A 23,923-nucleotide genomic window follows, 5' to 3' on the forward strand; every position below is an offset into this window, starting at 1 on the left:
CAAGCAAAACTTTATTTTTAAAGCATAAGAGAATAATTTTATTGGACAAGACTAACGATATTTTTTCTTCTAGGTCAATTGTTTCTTCTGAGAAAACATTCGTATTATCACATTGGTGCAATTTAAAATAAACGAAATTTTTTCCTCGATAAAGATGTTTCTTCTTCTGTTTTAACCCCTGGATCATCAACATTTAAGTGAGTTTGACTGAACATTTTTACATCTTTTTCTTTTATATCTTGTTTCTCCACCTGCACATTATGCAAAAGAGAATCATCTATAGGTGTTAATTTTTCAAGCTTCTTATCTCCAACATCATCACTTTTTCCCATAACATACTCTTTGTCTTGCCTTTTCGACACAATATTGTCCGCCTCTAATGTGAGAGAAGGCATACAAGGAGGTGCCTTCCATTCAAAACAGCCCAAACGTCCACTGATTGGAGAAACCACTGACCAAGAAGAAAAAATGGCCCCATCACACATCCACACTGGATCACGTTCAGCACGAAGTGCTAAAGAAAGCCATTGACGCACAGCACCTTGATTGTTTCCCTGTGCCTCTTCAATATCTGCCAACAATAAATAAACACTTTCCCGTGGATGACATTGTAATGCTTTTTGTGCCTTCTCTCTTGCTAATGCTGTTTCACCAGCATCCAAAGCTGCTTTAGCAATAAGGAAAGCCGACTCAAATGCATCTTTATTATAAGAAGCAAGTGTCTTAGCCCTTTTCAATCGCCCAATGGCTCCTTCTTCTCTTTCAAGATAAAGCGCTCCCAAGTCAGGATGAGGCTCCTTTTGCCAAGCCGCTATAATCATTTTATCCGCTTTACGCGTTTCGTTTAATTTATAAAGAATATCAGCAGCAATAACTATTATTGGAACAAAATCAGGCGCCAATTTATGGGCTTTCAAAATAGCTTCACGTGCTTGTACAGGATGTGTATCAAACAAAGAAAGTGCCTGCCCACTTAGTAGTAAAACCTGTATATGCTGCCGCTCTGGAATCGCGCGAATAGAACGCGGGAGAGCTTTTTGCGTTCTTTCAAAAATAGTAAGTGCCTTATCCCATTTACCCTCAGTACTTAACCGATCAAGCACCGCCTGATGCGCCCATAAAAGTGCTGGCGATAAAGTCAGTGCCTCTTCAGCATATTGTTGCGCTGCCTCATAAGCTTTACTCTTCATTGCTTCACGAAACAAACCATAAAGTCCAACCAGTTTTGTCGGATCTTCCTTTCTCATCTCTTCATAAAGACCGATGGCGCGAACAGAGTCATTTTGTAAAGACAAGGTTTGCGCTTGTAAGAGTTTTACCAATGGCTCTTGTTTCCCTGCAAGATATTTAGCAACACGTGCTTCCATTTTTTGCGCAACCATACTATCACCAGCAAAAGTTGCAAGAATCCCCTTTGAAAGAGCTTCGTAACCACGCTTTTGATGGCGTTTATAAAAATAATTGGAAAGAGCATTCGGTATGGAAAAAAAGAAAGACAATAACCACCATAAAAGCACCAGCGTTACAAAAAATAAAATAAGCACACTTAACACTGTAAGAAATGAAGCAGAAAATCTGAAATGCAAAAATGTGAGAACAAAAATACCATTGTGATTAGCAACCCACGTGAAAGCTAAACCGAGGATACAAACAACAAAAATATAAATAAAAACACGTATCATCTTGGGCCTATTTACATCTTTGTTGCTTTAAAAGATCCTTGTTGCACAGACAATAACAATTGCTGCAACAACTGTTGAATAGCAATATGTCTTTCAAGCTGCTTAACAAAATCCATTGAAACATCTTTTGCACTTTGGGGCAATGATTGCCATTCGCTCAAAGCCTTTTCGTAATCACCAGCTTGAATGGCAACTTCCATGCGTGCCGCAATAGCCCCCAGCGTTGTCCCTTCAACATTTCCAATCGGTCGCGAAACAATGAGCCCTTTTATCCACGCTAAAATTCGGTCAAAAAAACCAGCATCTGACGCAACAAGATTTTGCGTACCAACAATTGCATCAGCAACATGAGCAAAATCAACTGAAAGTTGTGCTGAACTTGGAAGACCCACAGTAGCTGTTTTTTGCAACACATCAAGTCCATTAATCGAAGGCGATAATTGTTGTAACAGCTTTAATTCATTATTATAAGATCCACCACGCTCTATAGCATTTTTTAATGAACTAATTGCAGTAAAGAGCGCGGTATCTATTTCTTTTTTCTCACTATTTTTAACAGCAGTTTCTTCCTGTAGTGCTTCTAACTGTTGTTTTAACGCAGCAAGATCATTTGCATTGCTCTGCCCAACAGACAAAGCCGTCTCTATCTCTTTCGACTTTCTAACAAAAGTTTGTACAATTTCTTCAAGAGCTTTTACTTTTTCCTCTAAAATCGCAAAAGCTTTTTTGCTTTCTTCTTTCGATAGTTCATCATTTTTCGTTGTTTTAAACTGTTGTGATGAAAAAGAAGAAAACTCTGTTTTTAACGTATCAATTTCTTGAAAGACCCGCCTCAATTGTTCCTTTGTGTCTTCACCTTGACTTTTTGCGGCTTCAGCAATCTGCAAAGCTTTTTCTCCTCCAGCAGAATTTTCCACAAAAGGAGAAGGAAAAAAACCAGCCCATTGAAGCCCCATAAAAACTCCCAAAGCAATGAATCCTCCCAAAATCCCAGAAAGGGACAAGAAAAGCCAAGTTGTACTAGAGATACTTTTATCCTGACCTTGCATATTCTGTTTTTCTCGCGCATGAGATTCTACAGAATTATGGATTTTTTCCTCTGAATCATGGGGAACAGCTTCATGTTCAATAACTGGTTTCTTACGGCGCGTACCAGCATAATGTGGTTTAACTTTTGGTTTTGAAGAATCGACCATCTCTGTCACTTTTCGTGCACACTTTTTTTAATGATAAAATAATAAAATGAAAAAAGTTTTAAAAACGCAGCTTTTCTCAATAATATTTACAATTATCGCCTTTAATAGACAAGTTTAAAAAAAAACATTTGCATTTTATACTCGAAAATACAGCTTTATTTTTTAATCCATGATATCATAAAATTCAAAGAAAATGCCAAAACACATATTTTTCATAGAAAAATCAATTCTAAGAGAAATACTTTGCATCTTTTTCTGTTCATGGTACGCACGCAGGAAAGAAGCTTCAATATAAGGTTTTGTTTAAAATGCGTCTGCTGGGAATAGAAACAAGTTGTGATGAAACGGCAGCAGCTGTCATTGAATATAACAATGAATCAAACAGCCAAATTCTTTCCAATGTTGTTTGGAGTCAAATTGATCACCATGCACCTTACGGCGGTGTTGTTCCTGAAATTGCTGCTCGTGCCCATGTTGAAGTTCTTGATCATTTAATTCTGCAAGCACTAACAGAAGCAAACACAAAATTAAAAGATATTGATGGCATTGCAGCCACCAGTGGACCTGGTTTGATAGGAGGATTGTTGGTAGGCGTTATGAGCGCAAAAGCACTCTCTCTTGCCACTGGCAAACCATTTATTGCGGTAAATCACTTAGAGGGACATGCTTTAACAGCTGTGTTAACGCACAACGTCAGCTTTCCTTATTTATTACTTTTAGTTTCAGGGGGTCATACACAAACAATCATTGTTCATGGAGTAGGCAACTACCAACGTTTAGGAACCACTATTGATGATGCATTAGGAGAAGCCTTTGATAAAACAGCAAAACTTTTAGGTCTTCCTTATCCTGGTGGACCAGCACTTGAAAAAGCAGCTTTATTTGGTGATAAAAATCGCATCCCTCTTCCACGTCCTTTAAAAGGTGAAAAACGATTAGATTTTTCTTTTTCAGGACTCAAAACTGCTGTTCGACAAGCCGCAACAGCCATAGCTCCTCTTACAGAAAATGATATTGCTGACATTGCCGCAAGTTTTCAAGCCGCCGTAACCGATACAGTACGTGATCGCGTTCACCTCGCTCTACAACACTTTGCCCACCAATATCCTCTCTCTCATAATCAAGAAAAGCGTTCTCCTGCTTTGGTTGTCGCAGGCGGTGTTGCCGCAAACCAAGCCATTCGCTCTACATTACAAGAACTTGCCCATCAACATGGTTTTGAATTTATAGCCCCTCCTCTTTCCTTGTGTACCGATAATGCTGCAATGATTGCTTTTGCCGGTGCACAAAAGCTTGCACGAGGAGAAACAAGCCCTCTTGATATTGCCCCTCGCTCACGCTGGCCATTAGATGAAAAAGCCCCCCCCTTGATTGGGATGGGTCGCCGTGGAACAAAAGCATAATAAAATTGACGTCCTACACACATATTAAAGAACGAAGATTTCTACTCAATCCGGTCTATAGATAGTCCGAATTCTCTATCGAGCAGATTCCACCTGCTTCCCACTCACACAATTCACTTAACCCAAAGATCGATACGTAAACCTAAATATTCACCACACATTCTTAAAAACTTCATGTTTCAAAAAACTGCCTTATATCATTACACTTCAAATGACGGTATTTTACAGCATAATAAGACGCACTCTATCCCACAAAGCATAGATATGAATGCCATTCGTTGACCTCATCATCTTTGATCATTTATTCGTTTCATTGTCATTGTAATTTTAAAGCTTTTTAGAACCAATTTTCTTGCTAAATTCTCTCCAACGCAATGCTCCAATGATCCTATAGTAACTACATTTCAAACAGCAGCTGAAAAGATGATTAAGCTTCCACATGGCTGAGCAATTTTAAGTCTATTACTTCGATACACTGATATATTTTTCTGCTACAAGATAAGCAAAATACCTTTATACAACATAAAATATCAATGGAGCGCATTTTTCTATATACAAGTTATTTTGAAATAAGAAATTCTTTACCCCATTTTTAAAATTATCGTTAAGGATATTACGAAAATACTTATAAAAATCCGTATGATAAATACATAACAGTCTATGAAAAAGGAGAACTCATGGCTTATTGGCTTTTTAAATCTGAACCCCATAAATGGTCATGGGAGATGCAAAAGAAAAAAGGAGCTGATGGCGAACAATGGGATGGTGTACGCAATTATCAAGCTCGTAATAATATGCGCACTATGAAATATGGTGATAAAGGTTTTTTTTATCATTCAAATAAAGGTTTAGAAATTGTAGGAATTGTAGAAATATGTGCTGAAGCACACCCTGATTCTACAAGCTCTGATCCACGCTGGGAATGTGTGGACATCCGTGCACTTTGTGACATGCCAACACCTGTTTCATTAAAACAAATTAAAGCTAATCCCAAACTAGCAAATATGGTGCTGGTCAAAGCCAGCCGCTTATCAGTGCAACCCGTGACAGAAGATGAATGGAAAGAAGTCTGTTTGATGGGCAACCTTAAGAGGGAAATGCTTTTATCTTAAAACAATAATTTTTATTCATTAACTCATATAAAAAGATGCTTCATAGCGCAGAAGAATAAGCACAACACCTCCTTCTGTTGAGGTATTCTCATGCTAAATGCATAAATATGATATTTTTTTTGTCATTTTTTATCCTGCACTCTTTCTCAATACAGTCTCCTTCCAAATTACACAAAAAACCTCTTTATGATGCATCTTTTCGGCATTGCTAAAGGCAAAGCTTGCTCAACAATTATAATAAGCAACACCACGAACATAACACACAGCCCCTTCACACACAAATGCAACAAAAAAACAAAACTGAACGTGGATAAAAAACAATAAAAATGATCGTGAAATTCTCCTAAACAGTGCATATGTGCTAGGTGTTGCACAATTCTCTTCACGCTTAAAAAACGCATCATATTGCGTGTTCATTGTTTTGCATGTTGGACGAGTGCGCCTCATACCGCAGGATTCTCTCATTCCCAACCTGTTTATATTGAATCAATCAAAGGCTATTTGCTTGCACATTCTAAACGGAGAAAGTCCCATATGGAAAAAACCGTGAAAGAAAGGACTAAAAATTCCTCCTATGAATCGTCTCAAGTGCCAAGGACTGTCCGCAACACCCACGAGCTGGCAAAGTGAATGATAGTGCCACACCTTGTTTCTCCATAAAGCGTAAAGATGATGACACTCAATAGCTAAAACACGTTCTAGAACATAAAAAAACGCTTCCAACCAATACGTAAAATACCCTGCAGACGGAATACCGTCTTTTCAGCAAGCAACCATTAGAAATTATAAAAGTTTATTTTTTAGAAGCGCTCTTTTTTAATTTTCCTCTTTTAATTTTTCTTGCATGAAATCTTATTTTTCATGAAACTATATCAATCAGTGCATCAACATGCCTATAAGGAAAAACATGAACCACTATACTCTTTTAATCGTTGAAGACGATGATCTACGCCCTATTTTAGTAGAACAATTGCAAATGCATCAAGAGTTTAAAATTTTCCAAGCAAAAACAGCAGAAGCGGGAATGAGAATAATCCAAGAAGAAAATATTGATCTCACTATTTTGGGATTTCAACTTCCTGATCTTGATGGCTACAAAGCCGTTAAACAATTACGCACCCAAGGATTTCGTGCCCCCATTATCATGATAATAAATTATGATACAGACTGTGATAATATTTTAGATCTTGAAACAGGCGCCAATGATTATGTAACAAAACCCTTTCGCTTTGCGGTGTTATTAGCGAGAATTCGAGCACAGTTGCGCCAATATGAACAAAATGAAGACGCAACCTTTCATATTGGTCCCTATACTTTTAAACTAAGACAAAAACTTCTTCTTGATCAATGCAACAATAAAATCTGTCTCACAGAAAAAGAAGCAGCGATCCTTAAATGTCTCTATCATGCCAATGATAAAATTGTCAGCCGTGAAACATTGTTAGAACAAGTTTGGGGATATAATGAAAATATTATCACCCATACTTTAGAAACCCATATCTATCGTTTGCGACAAAAAATCGAAAACGATCCCTCCAATGCGCAAATTCTCATAACAGATCAAAATGGTTACCGTTTAAATCTTTAATTCGAGATTTTCTGTTTCAAAAATAATTTTAATATTCTAAATGAAAACAGAAACGAGATGAAAAAACCTTCGCATATAATTCGAATGCTATTACATAGAACTTACTCTTATGACAAAATATATAACATTATGAATAAAAAACGAAATATTCCAACATGAGAACCAAAAACAAAAATGCTTTCAACCCTCACGATATACTTTGTAACTTCTGTTTCACATGCTTTTGTTCTTTCTAAAGTTTTTAATATGTTTCGCATATAAATAATCGTGATATCTTTTAGCAACATTCTTGATCATAACTATCATCTTTAGATGAGTGCTATTTATGATTATTTTTTTCAGAAAAACCGCTCCACGCACTGCTTTATCTCACATTCACTAACCTAACTTGAGAGATGTTTTTTATCTTTATAGTTTTCCTCCATTCTTTATGACTTTATCTCCTCTTAAGAGGTTATATAATTCATGATATAACGCTAAATGTTTATCCTAACGATAAAGCCACTGGGCATCACCATCTTTATGCTTATAAAAGAACAAGCCAGCACCATCACACACTTATGTTAGATCTCTATGTTGCAGAGGAGCCCTTGATACTTGAGATGGTTTATAAGAAGCATTGTAATCCTTCCTTGTACAGTTTTTAACCACCATAAACCATATTATGTAAGATCTCTTGGACTCTGCTATTTTTACGTTTACGAAGATACCAGCATTTTTTTCTTTTAAAATGTTTCCACTATTCATGAAATATGGTTCGGTATATAGATACTTGAGATTTTTATTCACATACCAATTCCACATATTAATGTACAAAAGAATATTTTTTAATTGTAAATGCAAAAAATTGAAATAAGAGAATGCCTCTATATTTGCGATTCTTATGACAATGACAAAATGATTAATTATCTTTATAAATTAAAATATTTCTTGTCTGTGGTGATAAAGCAGGAATAAAAATACGTCGCGACTGACGACGCTGTACGAGCAAACCCTGATAAACACGTTTTTGTGCCTGACACATTAAGAGTCCACCAAAATAAGGCAAAAGATAGCGAGCAAATGGCTCGTAAAAAAATGAGAGCAACCGCGAAAAATACCCCGTAGAGGGCATATAGTGTACAATTTCTTGTATTGGTCCAGAAACAAAATTTGTTTTTTCGAACAAACGAGTAATTTGTTGCCGACTATAGGGTTCGCCATAACCAAAGGGCGTAGTAATATTGCGCGCCCAAAAGCCAGAGCGATTAGGTACAATAACGATCAAGTGGCCATTGGGTGCTAAAACACGCCATATTTCATTCAACGTTTCAAATGAATTTTCTGTATATTCTAATGCATGTACCAATAAAATACAGTCAACTGACGCATCCGGAAGCGGCAAATCTTCTTCAAAAACAAGCGCTGTAGCAACTTGCTCAGAACAAGGCCAAGGCGAAACACCCTGAGAAGCTGGCATAAAAGCAAAACATTGTTGGGCACGTTCACGCAATGTAGAAAGATAAGGAAGTGCATAACCCAATCCCATAATCCGTTTATCCGTAAGATCAGGCCACCATAAATTCAATTGGTCACACAGCGTTTTTTGTACACGCAGTCCAAGTGCAGAAGCATAAAAATCTTTCAGCGTAACGATATCCAACTCAACATACCATGTAGAAACAAATTTCAAACATTACAGATTTTCATATACCAAACCTATATGGACTTCTGCTTTTTTTCCGCAATAGCGAACATTTCAATATTGCATATTTTAAACTTAAATGATTAAAAAATCAGTACAATAGGATGATTATTGCCTTACAAGCACTTTAATCATTTTTTTGGAGATAAACCCCATAGAGGTTCTTCATATACTGTTTTTGACATCAATTAAGAAAAAAGCCAACACTGGTTAATTAAAATGAAGCAATCTTTCAAGATAGTTTTTTTCTTCTTCTGAAAGATGCTCTTTACCAAGACGTTTGCGAATTTCATCCAAAATCTGCCGCGTACGCATTTGATCACTTTCTTGTGGTAGTGCCTCGCCTTCTTGTTCTTCATCTGTTGTTGAAGAAAGTGGACGTCCTAACGGATCTTTAGGACCAAAATCAGCATTTTGATCATCTCCCGTTTCTTTAAGTGTTTCGCGCATTTTTTTCAAAACATTTTGTGCACCTTGCCTCAAAGATTCCAAAGCATCAGACTGATTTTGTATAGATACCTGATGATTTCCATTATCAAGAGCATTTTCCGCAGAATTCATTTTTTCTTCTGCCCTTTTCAACGCCCCCCCTGTTTCAAATCCTTGTTCTGATAATTCTTTTTCTAATGTTGATAATTCAGATTGCAATTCAGCTTGACGTTTTTTTAAAGATTTTTTTTGTGTTTCCGGTACATTTTCTCCGCGTTTTTGTTCCATCTCTAACTGATGTGTTTCATTGAGAATTTCTTGCTGACGACGCATTAAATCTCCAAGCTGGTCCATCTTTTCTTTCATTTGTGCAGATTGGCTTTTTTCTCCCTCATTTTGATTGCCTTTTTGCACATGCAAATGATCAAGCGTCTGTTCAACTTCCGCCAAGAGTTGTTCAGCTGCTAAAGAAGAGCCCGTTTTAGCCATTTCCTCAATTAAATTTAGCTTTTCTTGTAATGTAGATTCAGAAAGATTAGGACTTTTTGAGCTTTTAGAATTTTTAGAAACTTGACTATCCGGTGCTTTTTCAGCCAAAGCACGAATATACTCATCCATAGCTTGACGTAAATCTGCCATAAGCCGTTCAATTTCTGCCGCTGAAGCACCGTAACGCAATGCATCACGTAAAGCAGCTTGTGCTTGTTTTAACTTTTTTTGCACGGATTCAAGCTGATTATCTTCAATACCCAAAGCAATTTGCCATAAATAATCCACCACATCGCGCAAATCCTCGTCTGTTTGTGCTAAAGAAAGTCTTGTCCACGCACTTTGTAGAACAATAAAATGCGATGCATTTTGCAACCCCTTTTCTGGACGCACAAGCAAAGCAGAAAGCATATCCAATACACGCTCTTTCACAGAAGCATCAAGAGCTAATAGACGACGCAATTCAACCACTGCGCGTGCAACAGGATTCGAAAAAACACGCTGTGGTAATATCATAACAAAAGTTTTGCTACGCCCTTTCTGCCCCGCACCATCTTCTGCCACCAAAGTAATTTTGACTTGCGAACCTGCCCATGGATGCGCTGATATATCCTGCACCATTCGCATTTTCCCCTTTCCACCACGCGGAAGAAGAAGTTCTATTTCCGGAGCATTATAAAGAGAAGAAGCACTTTTATTCTGAGGAAGAAAAGGCTCTATTTCAACAAAAGCCTTTGTCACACCATAATCATCATCCACCACATATCGTAACTCCAATGATCCCGTTAAAATCCTCCCTGGTTTTTCCAACCAATGAATTGTTGGACGCGTGTCCTTAATTATCTGCAAATGCCATTGCTGTTTTTTACGACGTGATGATACAAATAAATTTATTGGATGCTTTAAATGTGTTTCAAAATGAACAATTGGATCATTCAAAGCTGTTTGTTCCGTTTTCTCTGAAAACGAAACTTCCCTCCCATCTTCTACAGACTTTGCTTTTACTGTAATGCCAGCCCCATTGACAACACGCACAACAACATTACTCCCTTCAGGGATTTCTAGTTGTGTTTTCTCATCTTTTGTCAAATAAATCGGTGCCACACCGGTATAAGCAGGTGGTGTTACCCAAGCATCAATCCGCATGAGTTTTTCATCAACGATAGGACGAAAATCAAAGGCATCAGCCAAACGCCCCCCTTGTGAACCAAAAGAAAAACTAAAAGCGCACACAAAAAGAAGAGCACACAAAGCCCTCAAAGCCAAAGGATCATAATCCGCATTATTAAGAGAGATAAATCCAGTTTTTAAATGGTATAATTGCTTTGCCATTCGGCGTTGATGTTCACGCCAAATAACAGCACTAAAATCTTCATCATTTTCAGAACATAAACGATCTGTCTGAATATTCAAAGGCTGGTGTCTAAGATCATTGACGCGTTCAAGGCGGCAATTTACTTCCCGCATTGTGGGAAACCGAAAACGAATAAGAAAAAATAAACTCGCCCCAGCACAAATAAGTATAACCCCAAGTAAGAGCAAATGTGACCAATAGCCCAAAATACCAAAAAGTCCCAACCAGCTAAACGAACAAAAGAGACTAAGAACGAGGAAAAATGGCAACAACCGTACCCACATCCGTTCAAATGAAAGGATCCCCCACATCAAAATGCGCACACACAAAAGCTTCATTGCAAAACCTTTGATGTTTTTATTTTTCATAAACAAGCATTTATCCCCTTTTATCGTGGTGCATTAAGATCATAAACCCCATACAAAACAATTTCTAGAAAATAAATTGTTTCATCAAAGTTTAGTAAAAATAAGACCCAAAATATTTAATAATGCTCAATCTAATTTGGGCTCAATCCAATCTGGAATATGATCACAGCCTATCAATTGTGCATAATCAAGGCGTGGACGAATGACTGCATAACGCGTATCCTGAACCAGAACTTCCGGCACCAAAAGTCGACTATTATAAGTGCTTGCCATCACTGCGCCATAAGCCCCTGCTCCTGTTAACATCAAAACATCACCCGCTTTTAACACTGGTAAAGAACGTTCCAAACCTAAATAATCACCAGTTTCACAAATAGGACCGACAATATCAGCATTAATCAGAGGGGCATCTATTGGTGTTTTTTTCACTGGCATTACATTTTGCCACGCATCATAAAGCGTTGGACGCATGAAATCATTCATCGCCGCATCAACAATAACAAAATTTCGTCCTTCCCCCTTTTTAAAATACACAACCGATGTCACCAACACACCGGCTTCACCAACAATACTACGCCCAGGTTCTAGGATAATATTGATCCCTAAAGGCGCAATATGTTTCTTTACCAGTGCTGCATACTCAAAAGGAGAAGGTACTGGATGCTTCTCATAACCATAAGGAATACCAAGCCCGCCCCCAATATCGATATGGGTTATCGCATAACCATTATTCCATAATTGACGCACAAAATCTGCAACAATAACAAATGCATCTTCAAACGGTTTTAAATCACAAATTTGACTGCCAATATGGAGATCAACACCACACACATGAAGACCAGGCAATTGAGCTGCTTTTTTATATACATCACCCGCCAAAGACAGTGGAATACCAAATTTATTCTCAGACTTACCTGTTGTAATTTTCTTGTGAGTCTTAGCATCCACATCAGGATTAATGCGTAAAGAAATACGAGCCGTTTTTGAAAGCGCAGCAGCCCGCGCCGATAATTGTTCAAGTTCTGGCTCTGATTCAACGTTAAAACAATAAATATCTTGTGCAAGAGCAAAATCTATTTCTCTCACTGTTTTACCAACACCAGAATAAACAATATTCTGCGCAGGAATACCAACAGCAAGTGCACGCCGTAATTCCCCTTCTGAGACCACATCAGCTCCCGCTCCATTGTTAGCTAAAAGTTGTAAAACTGCTTGATTGGAATTCGCTTTAACCGCATAAGCAATTAAACTCGGCATATCATGAAATGCATTCTGATAATCTTTAAAATGTGCAACGATTGCGCTAGCTGAATAACAATAAAAAGGTGTTTCAACTTCTCGCGCAAGTTCCAAAAGAGAAAGACCTTCAGCGTGAAGCACACCCTGATGATAAGAAAAAAAACGCATAAAAATTCCTATTGTATTAACCGATCAAGAATAAAAGGTTTATCTGTTTTACCTTGAGAAACAAAAGTTCCTTGTGAAGAATTCACTCCTGTTGAAGGAGGTAACTCTAATGACCCTTTACGCCCACACCCAACGATACCCAAGCCCCCAAAAAGGACAATTATCAACCCCTTTAATATAATTTTCATCTGTCCTCTTTCCTCATCTCGATCTCTTTGTTACCTTTAAAATACAATCACTCAAGCGCTCACGAGACGCTTTTTCCAATACGCAATTTGCCGAAGAACCTCTGAAGGCGCTGTTCCCCCAAAGCTTTTACGACTTTCAACAGATTTTTCAACGGTCAAAACATCAAAAAGTGTCGCATTGATATCAGGACAAATTGCTTGAAGTTCATCTAATGATAAATCATGAAGGCGACACTGTTTTTTTTCTGCCAATGCCACAGCACACCCTGTGATGTGATGTGCTTCGCGAAAAGGAATCCCTAAATTGCGTACAAGCCAATCCGCAAAATCTGTAGCTGTTGCATACCCTAAATCCGCTGCTTGTTTCATGGCTTTTTTATTCACTTTCAAATCAGCAATCATCCCTGTCATTGCTGCTAGTGATAATTCCAAACTCAAAGCCCCATCAAACACATATTCCTTATCTTCTTGCATATCCTTTGAATAAGCAAGCGGTAATCCTTTCATCACCGTTAACAATCCCATAAGTGCACCATTCAATCGACCTGCTTTCGCTCGTACTAACTCTGCCGCATCAGGATTTCTCTTTTGTGGCATAATGGAAGACCCTGTTGAAAAAGCATCTGATAAATGAATAAAACAAAACTGTTCACTTGACCAAAGAATTATTTCTTCTGCTAAACGTGAAAGATGTGTTGCACAAAGAGCGCCAGCGCTTAAAAATTCCAATGCAAAGTCACGATCTGAAACACTATCAATTGAATTGCGTGTAGGTTCGCGAAAGCCTAGCGCTTTTGCTGTCATAAAACGGTCAATTGGAAAGCCTGTCCCCGCTAAAGCAGCCGCCCCTAAAGGCGATTCATTCATTCGCTCAAGAGCATCACGCATCCGCGATAAATCTCGACCAAACATTTCAACATAAGCCATCATATAATGACTCAATGTTACGGGTTGAGCCAATTGTAAATGCGTAAAGCCTGGCATAAAGGTATCAACATGTTGTTCTGCGCGAATAAGTAATTGCTCTATCAATCCTTTTAAAGCTTGTGCTATCTTTTGCGTTGCTTCACGTACCCACAAGCGAAAATCAACAGCAACTTGATCATTGCGTGAACGCGCCGTATGCAAACGCCCAGCTACAGGACCTATCAATTCGCTCAGCCGCGCTTCAATATTCATATGAATATCTTCAAGCTTTCGTGAAAAAACAAATTTACCGTCTTCAATTTCTTGGCGAATAAGTTTCAAACCATGAACAATTTTTTCATAATCTGATTGTGAAATGATTTTCGTTTGCGCTAACATAGCTGCATGAGAAAGAGAACCTTCAATATCTTGTCGATAAAGTTTTTGATCAAAATCAATAGAAGCATTAATTTCTTCCATAATTGCAGCAGGGCCTGCCGCAAACCGACCACCCCACATTTGGTTCTTTAACTTCTCATCTGTCATATTCTGAAAACACCCATCCAAAGGACAAAATTATGATTTTTCAAATTTTCATCAGCAAAAAAAACAATAAAAAAAGGCAACTTTCCCTTGCATTCTTTATCATTGCATTGAGTTTATACGCAACCATAAACTACGATACCAAAAGAGAGTTTTTTCTTTTCAATTTCATTTCAGCAGCACAAGCACAAGAAATAAATACTGATAAAGCACGAGCAGAAAAAATGATGGCGATACGAAAAGCAGCAAAAGGCTTTTTTAGCCACATACGATTTGCTGATACGCCCTCAGATATGAATAAACTCTCTTTCAAGGATATTCTAGGAAAAGAGCACACACTCAGCGAATTTATCGGAAAACCAATGCTGGTCAATCTATGGGCTATTTGGTGTGCACCTTGCCGCACAGAAATGCCTGAACTTGCGCAATTAAAACGTGAATTAGGTGGAGAAAACTTTGATGTCATAGCTATAAATATCGATAAAACTGCTTCTCCTGAAAAAATTCAGCAATTTTTACAGAATATTCATTCAGATAATTTGCTTTACTATCGCGATGAAACAATGGATATTTTCAACAATGTTAGAAAACAGGGGCTCGCTTTAGGACTCCCCATTACATTGCTCATTGATAAAGAGGGATATCTCATTGCTTCCTTCAATGGTGCAGCTCCATGGGCCAATGACGATGCCAAAGCACTTATAAAAGCAGTCATTAAAGAAGCCCTATAACTTTAATAACCGCGTCTTTTTAAACGTTGTATAACAAGATCCAGTGCTGACAAAAAAGCAGAACGGTCTTTACGAGAAAAAGGACGGGGACCACCTATTATACTGCCCTGTCCACGCAAATCTTCCATCAAATTGCGCATCGCCAAAGCCTGACCAATTGAATTTACATCAAAAATACGCCCCGTTGGCGAAAGACAAAAACCCCCAGCTTGCACAACCCGCGCTGCTAAAGGAATATCACTGGTAATAACGATACTTGCCTCATGCACATGTTCTACGATCCAATCATCAGCACCATTGAATTCACCAGCAACGACCACTCTTTCAATGAGTGCTTCATCTGGAAGGGACAAAGAACGATTTGCCACAACAAATGTCTTAAGCTGATAACGATTCATCACACGATAAACTTCATCTTTTACAGGACAAGCATCTGCATCAATCAACAAAGTGATAGCAGGCTTTATTGGGATAATCATACCTTGGCTTTCAAGCAATAATAAGCTCTTTCATTTATCTGAATGTTGCAAATCCTTGCGATAAAACATTATCGCCGCGTTTATTTCTCCTCCCAAAATAAAAATTGCACTCAATATGTACAGAAAAATAATAGCAACCATAATAGATGCCAACCCTGCATAGGTAGAAATATAATCAAACATCGTTAAATATTGCGCAAAAGCGATAGAAGCCATAAACCATATAAACATTGTCACCACTATTCCTGGTAAAATATCTATAATTTTCCGCCGCCCTGCTGGAAGCCATTTATGAACAATCAAAAGACTGATAAACAAAATAACGATTGCAACTGTATAACGCCATACACGAATAACAGCAATATATTCAGTCATAAAAAAAGAATGATTTTGCATAATTTTGATCAACAAAGGCGCCAGAATCAATAAAAAACTAATCACAACAAGACCAACAGCTCCAAGGATTACAAAAAACAGACTTTGAAAACGACAAAATAACAAACTCCGTCGATCAGTAACACGGTAAGCTTTATTTAAAGCCGTACGCAAAGCCTCTATCCCATTAGAAGCAAAATAAGCCGCTCCAATGACAGAAAGCGTCAACACACCTCCTCGATGAATGGTTAAAACATTAACAATTTCCTGAGATAAAGGCTCTGCAATAACATCAGGCAATAACTGCACCAATGCTTTAATTTTTTGCGGTGTATAAGTAAAAGCACCTAGAAAACGAGCAAAAGATGTTCCAAAAATAAAAAAAGGGAAAAATGCTAAAAGCCCCGATAGCGCAACATGGCTTGCAAAAGCACTCCCATTATCACGCCAATAATGACTTACTGCGTCACACAAAATACGATAGCTATACCAAAAGATATTTTTTAACAAAACTCAATACTTTCTGGTAAAACTCTTCCTCAGTCTATTTCAAGTTTTATAAAAATCATCAAAACTCTGCAAATAAACATTTTGCAATGTTGCAATATAACGGTCAATAATCAATACGGTCAAGCCCGACTTTATACCAAAACAAAAACAATAACCCACTCTATGAAGTTCTACAACGACCTCATTTTTTTGTTACTTCTACAGATCAGTAACCTCTTCTGTACATCATATGCCCTATAGAGAACTAAGCAAGATGATCGTGCACACATAAAACCTTTTGAAGTCATGGTTATCTATATCGGAGCAATCGCCACTCTTTTTTATTGCAATCTATGACTGAGTAGAGAAAAAACTTCTTATCGGTTTTTAGAAAAAACCAACGAAATTCAACAAAAACCTCTTGTTTTTACTCACCCTTTTTTAGAAACATTCTGACGCCCAAAATCAGGAGCATCAATTTCCTGTCCAGCATCAATAATATTGCGGCGTACAGCACGCGTACGTGTAAAAAAGTTAAACAGTGTCTCACCATCTCCTAAATGAATTGCCCGTTCTAAAAAAGCAAGCCCCTCACTAAAACGGCTCAACATTTCTAAAATAGCATCCTTATTATGCAAACAAATATCTCGCCACATAACGGGATCAGAAGATGCTAAACGCGTAAAATCACGAAAACCGGAAGCGGAATAAGCAATCACTTCCGAATTTGTTACTTTTTCTAAATCACTCGCTGTCCCAACAGTATTATACGCAATCAAATGGGGTAAATGTGAAACAATAGCCAAAACAAGATCATGATGCTTAGGTTCCATCTTTTCGACACGCGCACCACAAGCTTCCCAAAACGCTGTTAATTGTGCGACAGCAGCAGCATCGCTATCCGCAAAAGGCGTTAAAATACACCAACGATTCATAAATAAATCAGCAAAACCAGCATCCGGTCCTGAATATTCCGTTCCAGCAATTGGATGCCCTGGAATAAAATGAACCGTTTTTGGCAATAAAGGTGCCATTTCCGCAATAACCAACGCTTTCGTAGAACCAACATCACTCACAATCGCTCCAAGTTTTAAATGATCACGAATGGTTTTTGCCACTTCTGCACTAGCCCCAACAGGAACAGAAAGAATAACCAAATCTGCTCCTTCAACAGCTTTTGCATTATCTGTCGTATAAAAGTCCCCAAGCTCCAATTCTCGCGCTCTTTTCAGGGTTTCTGGACGACGTGTTGCAATAGAAATCTGAGCCGCAAGATTTTTCTTTTTAATCACTCTTGCTAAAGAAGACCCAATCAGACCGATCCCAATGAGTGCTATTTTTTCAAACTGAGTATGGAGCATCTTTCACCTTCAAAGATTCTTTGCAAATGGCAATAAAGACTAATTGTAAAATCACAATTTTCTTGTTTGTTTGTTCAAGAGTTATGCGTAAAACATTAAAAAATGACAACTAGGGAATAAAGAATAACGCAGTTTACCAATTATCACCTGCGCAAGCTGACAACAGATCACTTTACCTAGAAAACACATAAAAAATAAATGACGAGAAATCTAACATCACGCTCTAAAACTCCCTCTTAATTACTGATCAAAGCGCATCACCGAAACAAAATAAAATGCACTCTCAATTAGGATAACAACGACTCTACATAAAATCCCATCAGTTTACTTTATCTTACTAATTTACTCACAAAAAAACACATCAAAAGCGTAAGCAGATACTAACTCTTCTCCAATTATCCCGATACGTTCATTAATTTGTACATTAGACCTATATAAAACGTATTGCGCCTCCACCTACAACATCAACATAAGTTTCGCGAATATTGAAAACACCGTAAAACAACGCATACCAAAAGATACCATTAAAAACATTTTCCTCTCCCGATTCCGGATACCGTAAATCAAATAAATATGAGAAAAACACGCCCTCTCAATAAAGAAAAAGTTTGATAAAAAAACACCGAATATCCCTTTAATGGAATCACACCCCTCACGTAAAACAGAACGCCCTCAACAGAATAAATTTGGATTACAAATTCATGGGTTTGTTTTAAAAGACATCTCGCTCCCTAGCCTATCTCACGACAGTGTTCGTAAATGTTATAACTATAAATCTATTAAGCACGACCCTCTTCACACTTAAATAAAACACTATCATTATATTTTCCTACCCCCAATGTTGCAAAAAACCTTGGAATTTGAGAGCATTCATAAGAGGCATTTTTAGTGCTTTCTTGTACAGTTTTTATCTACACGCCCCCCACTTATGACGTGCAAAAGACATTGTTCTGATTGATTTAATATGAAAAATAATAAATTATTAATAATAAACAATGACTAGCTCTGTTTATGAGACACATTCATTGCTAAGATAATCATCTCTGTATCAAACATAAAAGTTTCCCCATAGGTGCTGTGGTTTTCATCATAATCTATTTTGACTTTCTTCTCATCCCATGAAGATTCTTAATTCATACCGATCTGCAAACAATTCATTTTCTTGTCTAAAAGATTCCTCTGGCTCACTATTGTAAATGATTCAATTAATCTATAATACATTGATTTATAAAAATAATACTTTTTTTCAATTTGAATCATAACTTCGAATACTGTAAAATTCTTCCATCACAAACCCTCTTATCAATTAAAATCTCTTGGCTACACGTCACAAGAAGACATGTGAGAAAAAATGATGAAAAACGCTCTCTAATGCTAAAAACTGTAGTAACATTAGAGGCTAGCAAAGTATATAATGAGTGTCGACTTGCGCTTTTATTAAGCATAAAGATAGAGTTGCTCTATGGGTTTTATATTCTTCACAAGGAACTTTACTTCTACACCATTCATAAACACCGCCGCGAAATAGATATGACGCGCATTGAAAAATATTTCTAAGAAAGCGTATGAATCTACCATACAAGTGTCTTCTGTTGTTTGAGATACTCTGTTTTACATGGGGGTGTTACTCCATTAAGACTCTATGAACCAACCTAATATTCACCAAATACCCACACAAAAAAACATCGAACACATAAAATTTGATATGGGCCTCGTATCACTACCCTAAAAACAGTATTTTACGATACAACAAAATAATAAAACTGTTTCAAAATGGCCTTTTGAAAATAAACTATTTCTTTTGAAGAAAAATTTCTATCAAGCTTTCAAGCTCCTAAAATGCATCCTCAAAAATACAAGTTCCATCAACCTCTACTTGATAGCATAACAGTTTTAATTACTGAAAATACCTCTGTGGTATACCAAAAATAAAAAATCATTATATTTCTAGGCTGTTAAGCTGCCATCTGGCGTCGTGCAATAATTGTAAGCCCTAACAAAACTTGACGAATGATAGCTTCGCCCAAAAGTGGATTTTTACGACTGTCTAAAACAGCACTCTGAATTCTTTCCATTGCATAAGAAATTTGTTCTAACTTCCAATATTTTAAAGCTTGTTCAACGATCTTTTTCCGTTGAAAAAAAATGGGAGGGCGTGCCTGAGAAACCACCGTAAAAGGTGAATTTCCTTCAACCTCTACCTGATAACGCAATAGCTGTAATTGCTGAAAATGCCTTTGAGCTGTACTCAAAATTAAAAAAAGTGCCCCCTGCACTGCTGCATGTCGGTTAAAATGCGCTTCAAAGCCTGATATATCGCCCAATAAAAGAGCATCAATGACTTCATCTTGAGAAAGAGCACTGACATCGCTTACAACAGCTTTCACATCTTCAAGAGTAATATGAACATTTGCAGCGTAAAGACAAAGCTTTTCTAATTCACCTCGTGATACAAGGCGATCCGCCCCTAAACATTCATGCAACCATCTACGTGCATCTAAAGAAAGAGTCTTCTTAAACTGTCCTAAAACCTCATCAATCAAACCGTCAAGAGAACGCATATCATCGGCAAAACAGGGCAAAGCCATCGCTTTTGATGCCGTTTCAACAGCATTGCGCAACCCTGTTCCTTTTTTTAAATCCCCTGCCTCAATGAGAATAAAACAAGCTTCTGGTGGCTTCTCAATTAAAAGTTTTAAAGCAGCAAGAAAACCTTTTTGGTTAGCAGCATTAGAGATCCATATCAAACGATCTCCCCCAAAAAGAGATAACGTACGCGCTTCGTTTTCTAAACGTGCAGGATCTTTATCAATTTCAGCAGCATCCAAACGAATTGTCGAAAATGGATCTTCTATTGCTACCCGTGTAAGTTTTGCAAAACATTGTGCACGCTCACAAATAAGACCACGATCTGGCCCATAAATGAGAACAATAGGAAAAGCACGTGAAAAACGCATTAGAAACTGATCAACTTCATGTGCTTTTTTCTGAGCCACACTATTAATCCATTAACAGTTCATCATCATCAAGAACTTCCCCGCGAACTTTCTGAAACATGCCAATTAAATCATTGACATTCAAGCCCTTACGCTCTTCATGACAGACATCCAAAATCACTTTTCCACCATGCAACATCAAGGTGCGATCGCCATAATCAAGAGCCTGACGCATAGAATGAGTCACCATGATAGTCGTTAATTTTTTCTCTTCAACGATTTTTTCAGTCAACCGCATCACAAAATCAGCCATTCCAGGATCAAGTGCTGAGGTATGTTCATCAAGCAATAAAACATCCGCATGTGCTAACGTTGCCATCACAAGACAAACTGCTTGGCGTTGCCCACCTGATAAACTATCCATAGGATTATGAATATACGCTTCAAGACCAATGCCTAATTGAGCAATTTTCTCTCGAAAAAATTGCCGTTTCTCATAATTTAACGCCGCACGCAAACCACGACGACTTCCTCGAAGAGCAGCAAGAGCCAAATTTTCTTCAATTGTTAAAGAACCACAACTTCCCTCTAACGAATCTTGAAAAACACAAGCAATTTTTCCAGCGCGTTCACTGACTGATTGCCTAGAAACATTTTGTCCATTGATAACCACTTTCCCTGTTGAAGGAAGCGTTGCACCCGCTAAAACACTGAGCAAAGTTGATTTACCAGCACCATTTGAACCAATAACCGTAACAAAACTACCCTGATCAATTTTCAGGTTAATATCAATTAAAGCCTGTTTTTCCAAAGGTGTTTGCGGTTTAAATGTGACCCCAACATGAAAAAACTCAATCACGTTTATGCCTCCTCCAATAGCGTGGCACAATAAGGGTTAAAATAACCAACAGTGAAGTAATCAACTGAAGATCTGTCGACGTATCAATACCAATGCCATTTGCTTCAAATGCAAATTGCACCGCCACACGATAAAGCACAGACCCTACAATACAGCTGATTATAATCCAAAAAATATTGCGCGTACGAAAGAGAGTTTCACCGATAATCACGGCTGCCAATCCAAAAACAATTGTTCCAATTCCACCGGTAATATCTGTTGCAATCGCAGTTTGAATATAAAGAGAACCACCAAGTGCCACACACGCATTGGAAAGCCCCATTCCAAAATATATCAATGCTGATGTATGGACACCTTGCGCCGTCGCCATGCGTGGATTAGCGCCCATTGCACGCATAGCAAGACCAATTTCACTTTCCAAAAAGCGCCAAATCAAAAACGCCATAACGAGCAACACAATACCAACGAAAAGAGGACGCACAAAAATATCAGACAAACCAAACAGATTATAAAAGGGCGTTAACGCCGTATCAGCAAGAGCTAAATTAACATTAGACCCTCCCATAATTCCCATAATACGAAGATTAACCGTATAAAGTGCCGACATTGTTAAAATAGAAGCTAAAAGATTCAAAATGCCAAAACGCAAATTCAACATAGCTGTTAATAAACCAGCCACCATACCTGCACAAAAAGCGCATGCCATAGCTGTCCATGCATTGAAACCCAAGAGAATCAAAACACCACAGACACAGGATCCAAGAAGAAACGATCCATCAACCGTTAAATCAGGAAAATCTAAAACCCGAAATGAAAGATAAACCCCTATAGCAACAAACGCATAAATAAGGCCTAATTCCACAGCACCAGAAAACGCAAATATATTCATGTAAAGACAATCCCCATGAAAACTTAACGTATTTTTATTGTATCAACACTCTATCAATAAAAGTTATTGAATCACTTTTGTTGCACGATCAATAACTGCCTGCGGAATAATAATCCCTGCTTTTTGGGCTGCTTTCAAATCAATTCGAATGTCATTATTAGCCGCCTGCACAACATCAATATCACCAGGCTTTTCACCCTTTAGAATACGCACAACCAATTTCCCAGCATCAACCCCTACATCATAGAAATTCACACCTTGCGTCATAAAAGGCCCACGCCCGATAGTATTAGCATCAACAGTAAATACAGGCATATTGGCTTCCTCTGAGACCTTTATTGCACCTTCTAAAACAGATAAAATCGTATTATCAGCAGGAACAAAAATAATATCGACCTTACCGATTAAAGCGCGTGTTGCTGCCTGAACATCTGAAGGCTTTGGTGCCGATGAGGGAATAATTTCAATTCCAGCTTTTTTTGCTACATCCTTTAACGTTTTAAGTGTCGAAACAGAATTTGCCTCAGAAGCATTATAAAGATAACCAATTTTTTTCAAATCTGGTTTTACTTCTTGTAAAAGTCTAACACTTTCTGCAACATCTATACGATCCGAACTCCCTGTTACATTACCGCCAGGTTTGGTAAGCGAAGAAACTATTTTAGCTCCGATAGGATCAGAAATCGCTGCAAAGACGATAGGAATTGTTTTTGTTGCCGCAAACATCGTTTGTGCTGAAGGCGTGGTAATTGCTACAATAACATCGGGTTTATCACCAACAAATTTACGTGCAATTTGCGTTGCTGTTGAAATATTACCCTGCGCTGATAAAAAGGTAAGTTGAAAATTTTCACCTTGCTTATAACCATTTGCTGCAAGCACATCTTCCACACCTTTACGAACAGCATCCGCAGCAGGATGGACCATAATTTGCGTTATTGCAACTTTAACGTGTTTAACTTGGTCATCGGCCTTTGCAACACTGTTCATCATAAAAACAGTTGCAATGATAATCCCTAATATATTTATTCTCTTCAACATTATATTCCACCCCTCTCCATGCAAAAATTAAAAAAGGAATAATTTATTACTGAAGAATTTTCTAAAATCAATCTTTATTTCATTTTATCGAAACATGGACAAAATAAATCAAACTAAAATGATATTTTTTTGTTGCAATTCGTAGAAGCCTACGCCATACAGGCAAGACATATATCGAATCGGTAAGCGGGTGTAGCTCAGGGGTAGAGCACAACCTTGCCAAGGTTGGGGTCGTGGGTTCGAATCCCATCGCCCGCTCCATTGAATTTTGTATTTATTCGTTCTTGTATGGAGTTATAGTGTAGCTTGCCAGCGGTTTTTGTATATTTTGCCACTGTAGCTTGCCAGCAGGTTTTGTATATTTTGCCACTAGGTTTTGTACCAATTTATTTTTTTCAAAGAGTTTTTAAGGGG

General features: G+C 37.8%; 18 protein-coding genes and 1 tRNA gene. 5 read left to right on the forward strand and 14 right to left on the reverse strand.

Annotated features, from left to right (window positions below; genetic code table 11):
• Positions 1-122: 122 nt before the first annotated feature.
• Positions 123-1,682 (reverse strand): heme biosynthesis protein HemY, encoded by a 1,560-nt coding sequence (locus ACFIMS_RS00915; RefSeq protein ID WP_375632428.1) that lies wholly within the window; start codon positions 1,680-1,682, stop codon positions 123-125.
• A gap of 11 nt (positions 1,683-1,693) precedes the next feature.
• Positions 1,694-2,878: a COG4223 family protein gene (locus tag ACFIMS_RS00920; RefSeq protein ID WP_375696294.1), complete on the reverse strand. Its 1,185-nt coding sequence runs from the start codon at positions 2,876-2,878 to the stop codon at positions 1,694-1,696.
• A gap of 308 nt (positions 2,879-3,186) precedes the next feature.
• On the opposite strand from ACFIMS_RS00920, the gene tsaD reads away from it, so the two are divergent.
• The 3 genes from tsaD (at position 3,187) to ACFIMS_RS00935 (ending at position 6,981) form a co-directional block, all read left to right on the forward strand.
• Positions 3,187-4,281: a tRNA (adenosine(37)-N6)-threonylcarbamoyltransferase complex transferase subunit TsaD gene (tsaD, locus tag ACFIMS_RS00925; RefSeq protein ID WP_375696295.1), complete on the forward strand. Its 1,095-nt coding sequence runs from the start codon at positions 3,187-3,189 to the stop codon at positions 4,279-4,281.
• 677 nt (positions 4,282-4,958) lie between these two features.
• Entirely contained in the window at positions 4,959-5,393 is a 435-nt protein-coding gene (locus ACFIMS_RS00930) for an EVE domain-containing protein (RefSeq protein ID WP_375612221.1), read from the forward strand.
• A 907-nt stretch (positions 5,394-6,300) separates the two neighbouring features.
• The gene (locus ACFIMS_RS00935) at positions 6,301-6,981 is read left to right on the forward strand and encodes a response regulator transcription factor (protein WP_375612220.1); all 681 of its coding nucleotides are present in this window, start codon (positions 6,301-6,303) and stop codon (positions 6,979-6,981) included.
• Between the two features lie 901 nt (positions 6,982-7,882).
• On the opposite strand, the gene ACFIMS_RS00940 is transcribed toward ACFIMS_RS00935, so the two are convergent.
• From ACFIMS_RS00940 to argH, 5 genes are all read right to left on the reverse strand, one after another.
• Positions 7,883-8,653, reverse strand: a complete 771-nt coding sequence (locus ACFIMS_RS00940; protein WP_375612730.1) for a class I SAM-dependent methyltransferase — start codon at positions 8,651-8,653, stop codon at positions 7,883-7,885.
• Between the two features lie 222 nt (positions 8,654-8,875).
• A complete protein-coding gene (locus tag ACFIMS_RS00945; protein WP_375628587.1) occupies positions 8,876-11,305 on the reverse strand; it encodes a TIGR02302 family protein in 2,430 nt (809 codons plus the stop codon).
• Positions 11,306-11,431: 126 nt separating this feature from the next.
• Positions 11,432-12,712 carry a diaminopimelate decarboxylase gene (lysA, locus tag ACFIMS_RS00950; RefSeq protein ID WP_375628585.1) on the reverse strand — a complete coding sequence of 427 codons (1,281 nt, stop codon included), beginning with the start codon at positions 12,710-12,712 and terminating at the stop codon, positions 11,432-11,434.
• Between the two features lie 8 nt (positions 12,713-12,720).
• On the reverse strand, positions 12,721-12,900 hold the full coding sequence (locus ACFIMS_RS00955; RefSeq protein ID WP_375622099.1) for an LPS translocon maturation chaperone LptM: 180 nt from the start codon (positions 12,898-12,900) through the stop codon (positions 12,721-12,723).
• A gap of 51 nt (positions 12,901-12,951) precedes the next feature.
• Positions 12,952-14,352, reverse strand: a complete 1,401-nt coding sequence (gene argH / locus ACFIMS_RS00960) for an argininosuccinate lyase (RefSeq protein WP_375612734.1) — start codon at positions 14,350-14,352, stop codon at positions 12,952-12,954.
• A gap of 32 nt (positions 14,353-14,384) precedes the next feature.
• Here argH and ACFIMS_RS00965 point away from each other — a divergent pair, with 32 nt between their 5' ends.
• Positions 14,385-15,080, forward strand: coding sequence for a TlpA disulfide reductase family protein (locus ACFIMS_RS00965; RefSeq protein ID WP_375612735.1), 696 nt, complete (start codon positions 14,385-14,387; stop codon positions 15,078-15,080).
• Positions 15,081-15,082: 2 nt separating this feature from the next.
• On the opposite strand, the gene ACFIMS_RS00970 is transcribed toward ACFIMS_RS00965, so the two are convergent.
• The 7 genes from ACFIMS_RS00970 to ACFIMS_RS01000 form a co-directional block, all read right to left on the reverse strand.
• Positions 15,083-15,559, reverse strand: coding sequence for a YaiI/YqxD family protein (locus ACFIMS_RS00970; RefSeq protein WP_375612882.1), 477 nt, complete (start codon positions 15,557-15,559; stop codon positions 15,083-15,085).
• A gap of 30 nt (positions 15,560-15,589) precedes the next feature.
• A complete protein-coding gene (locus ACFIMS_RS00975) occupies positions 15,590-16,444 on the reverse strand; it encodes a YihY/virulence factor BrkB family protein (RefSeq protein ID WP_375612736.1) in 855 nt (284 codons plus the stop codon).
• Positions 16,445-16,854: 410 nt separating this feature from the next.
• On the reverse strand, positions 16,855-17,784 hold the full coding sequence (locus tag ACFIMS_RS00980; protein ID WP_375612737.1) for a prephenate/arogenate dehydrogenase family protein: 930 nt from the start codon (positions 17,782-17,784) through the stop codon (positions 16,855-16,857).
• Positions 17,785-19,739: 1,955 nt separating this feature from the next.
• Positions 19,740-20,780 (reverse strand): DNA polymerase III subunit delta, encoded by a 1,041-nt coding sequence (holA, locus tag ACFIMS_RS00985; RefSeq protein ID WP_375648870.1) that lies wholly within the window; start codon positions 20,778-20,780, stop codon positions 19,740-19,742.
• Between the two features lie 4 nt (positions 20,781-20,784).
• Positions 20,785-21,579: an ABC transporter ATP-binding protein gene (locus ACFIMS_RS00990; RefSeq protein WP_273790094.1), complete on the reverse strand. Its 795-nt coding sequence runs from the start codon at positions 21,577-21,579 to the stop codon at positions 20,785-20,787.
• The gene (locus ACFIMS_RS00995) at positions 21,572-22,468 is read right to left on the reverse strand and encodes an ABC transporter permease (RefSeq protein WP_375612210.1); all 897 of its coding nucleotides are present in this window, start codon (positions 22,466-22,468) and stop codon (positions 21,572-21,574) included. Before ACFIMS_RS00995 ends, ACFIMS_RS00990 begins: the two co-directional genes overlap by 8 nt.
• A 63-nt stretch (positions 22,469-22,531) precedes the next feature.
• Positions 22,532-23,509: an ABC transporter substrate-binding protein gene (locus ACFIMS_RS01000; protein WP_375696296.1), complete on the reverse strand. Its 978-nt coding sequence runs from the start codon at positions 23,507-23,509 to the stop codon at positions 22,532-22,534.
• Between the two features lie 186 nt (positions 23,510-23,695).
• Between ACFIMS_RS01000 and ACFIMS_RS01005 the strand changes: the two genes are divergently transcribed.
• Positions 23,696-23,770, forward strand: a tRNA-Gly gene (locus ACFIMS_RS01005).
• Positions 23,771-23,923: the final 153 nt, after the last annotated feature.

Source organism: Bartonella sp. AP331QHHD (genome assembly GCF_042195905.1).
Classification (GTDB): Bacteria; Pseudomonadota; Alphaproteobacteria; order Rhizobiales; family Rhizobiaceae; genus Bartonella.